We start from the raw sequence: 4,690 nt of genomic DNA on the forward strand, positions 1-4,690 counted from the left end.
TGGATACGGTAGCTGCGCCCGCTCCCGGCCGGGCCACTGATGCCGCTACCTTGGACTTCAGCTCCACCACTGCCAGCATGCAGCCGACGGTGGCGCCAAGCAGCTCCCACCAGGAGCGGCCCTCGGTCCTCTCGCAACTCCGCTCTGCGACGCCTTCAGCGGACATGCCGGCAGCTCCGGCCACCAAGTACGCCATCAGCGGGAAGCTCGGACAGGGAGGGGTCGGAGAAGTCCTCCTGGTGGAAGACCGCGACCTGGAGCGCTCGGTGGCCATGAAGCGTCTGCTGCCGCAGCCGGGCGGCACGGTCGCCGAGGACACGCTCACCCGATTCCTGCGCGAAGCCCAGACCACCGGGCAACTGGAGCACCCCAACATCGTCCCAGTCCACGACGTCGGCCTCGACAGCCAGGGCCAGCTCTATTTCACCTTGAAGTACGTGCGCGGCCTCTCCCTGCGGCAGGTGATCCGCGGCCGTGAACGCAATGAACGGCTGGAGAAGAACGGCCCGTTCTTCCGCGATACCTACACCCCGCGCAAGATGCTGGAGATCCTGATCGGGGTCTGCCAGGGCATCGCCTTCGCCCACAGCAAGCGGGTGATCCACCGCGACCTCAAGCCCGAGAACATCATGCTGGGCAAGTTCGGCGAGGTGCTGGTGATGGACTGGGGGCTGGCCAAGACCCTTTCGCCGGTCACGCGCCAGGAGATGGATTCGGCCAAGACCGTGCTTATCGGCAGCCCCTCGGCCGAGGCTTCCCTGACCATGGAAGGCGCCATCGCCGGGACTCCCGCTTACATGGCTCCGGAGCAGGCCGAGGGCCGCATCAGCGAACTCGATGAACGCACCGACATCTATGCTCTGGGGGCGATGCTCTACGAGATTCTGAGCGGCAAGGCGCCGTACGAGGGCGGTGATGCGATGGAGGTCCTGCGCCGGGTGCGGAAAGAGCCGCCGCCGCGTCTGCTGGTCGGCGCGCACGGGTTCAAGCCCATCCCCCGGGAACTGAAGGCCATCTGCGAGAAGGCGATGCAGCGCCGGCCGGAGGACCGCTATCGCTCGGCGTCGGCCATGCTTCGCGACCTGGAGGCGTACCTCGACGATCGCCCGGTCAGCGCCTGCCCTGACAGCGCCCTGCAGCGCTTGGGCAAGTGGGCGCGGCGCAATCGCCGCCAGGTCGGGGCCGCTGCCATCAGCGCTGCCGCCGTCTTCGCCCTGGCGCTGGGTTCCTGGTTCACCTATCGCGAGGTGAACATCCGCCGCCTGCTCAACCAGGCGGAGCAGAAGGTCTCTGCCGGCAAGCGCGCTTTCGAGCAGTCGAAGGGCGCCACCGGCAAGGTGCGCAGCGACGACCCCTACCGCGCCCAGATGGTGGCCAGCCTGCAACGCGGTTCCGACCGCGAGTACCGCGCCGCGCTCAACCAGGGCAACAACCTGCTGCTGGAGGTGCTCGACATCGCGCCCAAGAACAACCGGGCGCGACAGCTGCTGGCGGACAACTACATGGAGTTGTGGCGGCTGGCGCTGGCCGAAAAGAATCCTGACCTGATGCAAGCCACGCGCGCCGAAGTATTGCGCTATGCACCCGAGCCCAAGTCGTACCTCGACGAGTTGAACGGCATGGGCAGCGTGAACATCGCGCTCAATCCGCCCGAGACCGAAGCCTATCTGTATTCGTACGAGCTGCTCCAGGCAACCGACAAAGAAGGCAGTGCCCTGGCGACGCGACTGATCCCCGTTCCTTACGACGTCCAGAAGCAGCAGCCGGACCGCGCCTTTCTGGAAGCCGAGCGCGAGCGCGCTAAAACCGGACCGGCGGTGATCGAGCCGGCGCATTCCATCTTCCGCATCGAGCCCATCGCGTCGGTGAAGGTGGGGGTGGGCCGGGTACAGATCCCGGCGCTGGCGCCGGGCAGCTACGTGCTCTTCCTGCATGCCCCGGGCCGGGTGGACATCCGCCTGCCCTTCATGCTGGCGCGCCACGGGAAAGTCGAGCAGAACGTCGAGCTTCCCAAGCCGGAAGACGTGCCGCCCGGGTTCGTGTACGTGGCCGGCGGACAGACGATCGTGGGCGGGGACACTGCGGGGGCACCGCCGCCCCGGGCCGCAACGCTCAAGCCGCTGCTCATCTTCCACGATGAGCTGACCATGCGCGAGTACGCCGAGTTCCTGCAGGACGTGCTCCATCACGGCAAGCCCGGACAGGTGCGGGCTTACCTGCCGCAGGATTTCGGCAAGCCGCTGGCGGTGCTCTCGCCGCATGGGGAGTTGATGCCTCCCGGCGGCAAGCCTTCGGAACGTTTTTCGAACTCGCCGGTGCGGGGCGTTTCCTATAACGCTGCCCTGGCGTACATCGCCTGGCGCAGCCAGCGCGACGGGCTGCCGTATCGCCTGCCGAAGGAGTGGGAGTGGGAGTCTGTGTGCCGCGGGACCGACGGCCGCAAGTTCTCCTGGGGCGAGTTTCCGGGCAAAGGACTCGCGGTCGTCACCCAGGGCTACGGCGACCGTGGCGCCAACATCAGCTGGAAATGGGAGGACTACAAGGATGAGGCGCCCTGGGGCATCGTGCACAACATGGCCGGCGGCGCGGCCGAGTGGACCGACTCCCTCTACGACCCCAAAGCCGCCGCCCAGGACCCGGTCTTCGGCCAGCGCACCATCCGCGGCAATGCGTGGGCGCTGCCTCCGGTCGGGCTGGAGTGCGCCTTCCGCACCTCGGGTCAGCCGGACTATTTCCATCCCACCATCGGCTTCCGCCTGGCGCTGGATTGGCCTTTGAAACGGCTGAGTGGCGCAGGAGCAAGTGCAGCCCACGCGCACTAAGGCCGGTGGCCCACATCTCTGCTAATCGAAGGAGAGGTCCTTGGTGCCCCACGTCTGCCCGGTTTTGGCAGACGTGGGCAACCGACAATCCCAGGAGGCCGGTGGCCCACATCTCTGCTGATCGAAGGAGAGGTCCTCGGTGTCCCACGTCTGCCCGGTTTTGGCAGACGTGGGCGCCGACCTCACCGACAATCCCAGGAGCCCTGTGCTAGGTTTCGCGGCATGCCGTACGGGTTAAAGCGATACCAAGAGTCGCGCCAACCCCATTTCATTACCTTCAGTTGCTATGGGCGCAAGCCATACCTGTCGGGTCCCCGCGTCGCGGAGCTGTTCGTGCGTTGTTTGGAACAGATCCGAAAGAGGTATGGATTCCGCGTGTATGGATACGTGGTCATGCCCGAGCATGTACACCTGCTGGTTTCCGAACCCGACGTGCACCTTTTGAGTACAGCGATCCAGGCACTGAAGATCGCGGTGTCGCGACGAGCGTCGTCGGCGGGATGGCGGCAGCCTCAGCCGTTCTGGCAGAAGCGCTATTACGACCACAACGTGCGCAACGCGGTCAGCTTCGAGAATAAGCTGCGTTATCTTCACCGCAACCCCGTGACACGCGGGTTGTGCAAGGACCCGTTCGACTGGCCCTGGAGCAGCTTTCGCCATTACTGGAGGGCGGAACGCGGCGTGGTGGAGATTGAATCGGAGTGGACGGCGGTGCGGAGGAGTGGTCGAGACCCACATCTGCCAAAAGCGGGCAGATGTGGGGCACCGTCAAGTTGGGAGTGGTTCGGATGGGAGAACTGACAGGTGTAGGCCACCGGCCAATAACGCATCTCAAGGCGTAGACTCATAGGTTTATGGACACCCAAACCACGAACGCCCTGGCCAACGCCTCCTCCGCCTACCTGCGCTCGGCCATGCACCAGCCCATCCGCTGGCATGAGTGGGGGGACGAGGCCTTCGACCTCGCCAAGCGCGAGAACAAGCCCATCCTGCTGGATATCGGGGCGGTCTGGTGCCATTGGTGTCACGTGATGGACCGCGAGTCGTATGACGACCCGATGGTGGCGCACCTCATCAACGAGCGCTTTGTCGCCATCAAGGTGGACCGCGACGAGCGTCCCGACATCGACTCTCGCTACCAGGCGGCGGTGCAGGCGATCAGCGGGCAAGGCGGATGGCCGCTTACCGCGTTCCTGACTCCCGACGGCCGGCCGTTCTTCGGCGGTACCTATTTCCCTCCCGACGACCACTTCGGCCGTCCCGGCTTCAAGCGCGTACTGCAGGCCATCGCCGACGCCTTCCAGCAGAAGAACGCCGAGGTGAACGAGCAGGCGGGCATGGTGATGAACGCTATCGCGCACGCCGAGACTTTCGCCGGGCGCTCGGGGCGGATTTCGCCGAGGATCCCGGAGAGCATCGTGGACTCGGCGCTGCACATGTTCGACGCCACCAATGGCGGCTTCGGCTCGGCGCCCAAGTTTCCGCATCCGGCGGCGCTCGACCTCTGCATCGACCGCTTCGTCCGCGGCGGCGACGCCCAGGTGCGGCAACTGGTCGACGTCACGCTGACCAAGATGGCGAAGGGCGGGGTGTACGACCAGTTGGCCGGCGGCTTCCATCGCTATTCGGTGGATGAGCGCTGGGTGGTGCCGCATTTCGAGAAGATGTCGTACGACAACTCGGAGCTGCTGAAGAACTACGTGCACGCGTACCAGGCGCTGGGGACGCCGTTTTTCTGGCACGTGGCGCGCGACATCATCCGCTGGATGGACGAATGGCTGAGCGACCGCGAGCGCGGCGGCTTCTTCGGCTCCCAGGACGCCGACATCGACCTGCGCGACGACGGCGACCACTTCACCTGGACGCTG

General features: G+C 65.7%; 3 protein-coding genes. All 3 read left to right on the forward strand.

Annotated features, from left to right (window positions below; genetic code table 11):
- The first annotated feature begins 164 nt into the window (after window positions 1-164).
- Complete coding sequence (locus VMS96_14135; protein HVP44566.1) at window positions 165-2,822, forward strand: bifunctional serine/threonine-protein kinase/formylglycine-generating enzyme family protein; 2,658 nt, start codon at window positions 165-167, stop codon at window positions 2,820-2,822.
- Window positions 2,823-3,044: 222 nt separating this feature from the next.
- The gene (locus VMS96_14140) at window positions 3,045-3,623 is read left to right on the forward strand and encodes a transposase (GenBank protein HVP44567.1); all 579 of its coding nucleotides are present in this window, start codon (window positions 3,045-3,047) and stop codon (window positions 3,621-3,623) included.
- A 53-nt stretch (window positions 3,624-3,676) separates the two neighbouring features.
- The coding region (locus VMS96_14145; protein HVP44568.1) for a DUF255 domain-containing protein at window positions 3,677-4,690 on the forward strand (1,014 nt) is incomplete at its 3' end.

The sequence above is a fragment of the Terriglobales bacterium genome (assembly GCA_035543055.1).
Taxonomy (GTDB): Bacteria; Acidobacteriota; Terriglobia; order Terriglobales; family Acidobacteriaceae; genus JAIQFD01.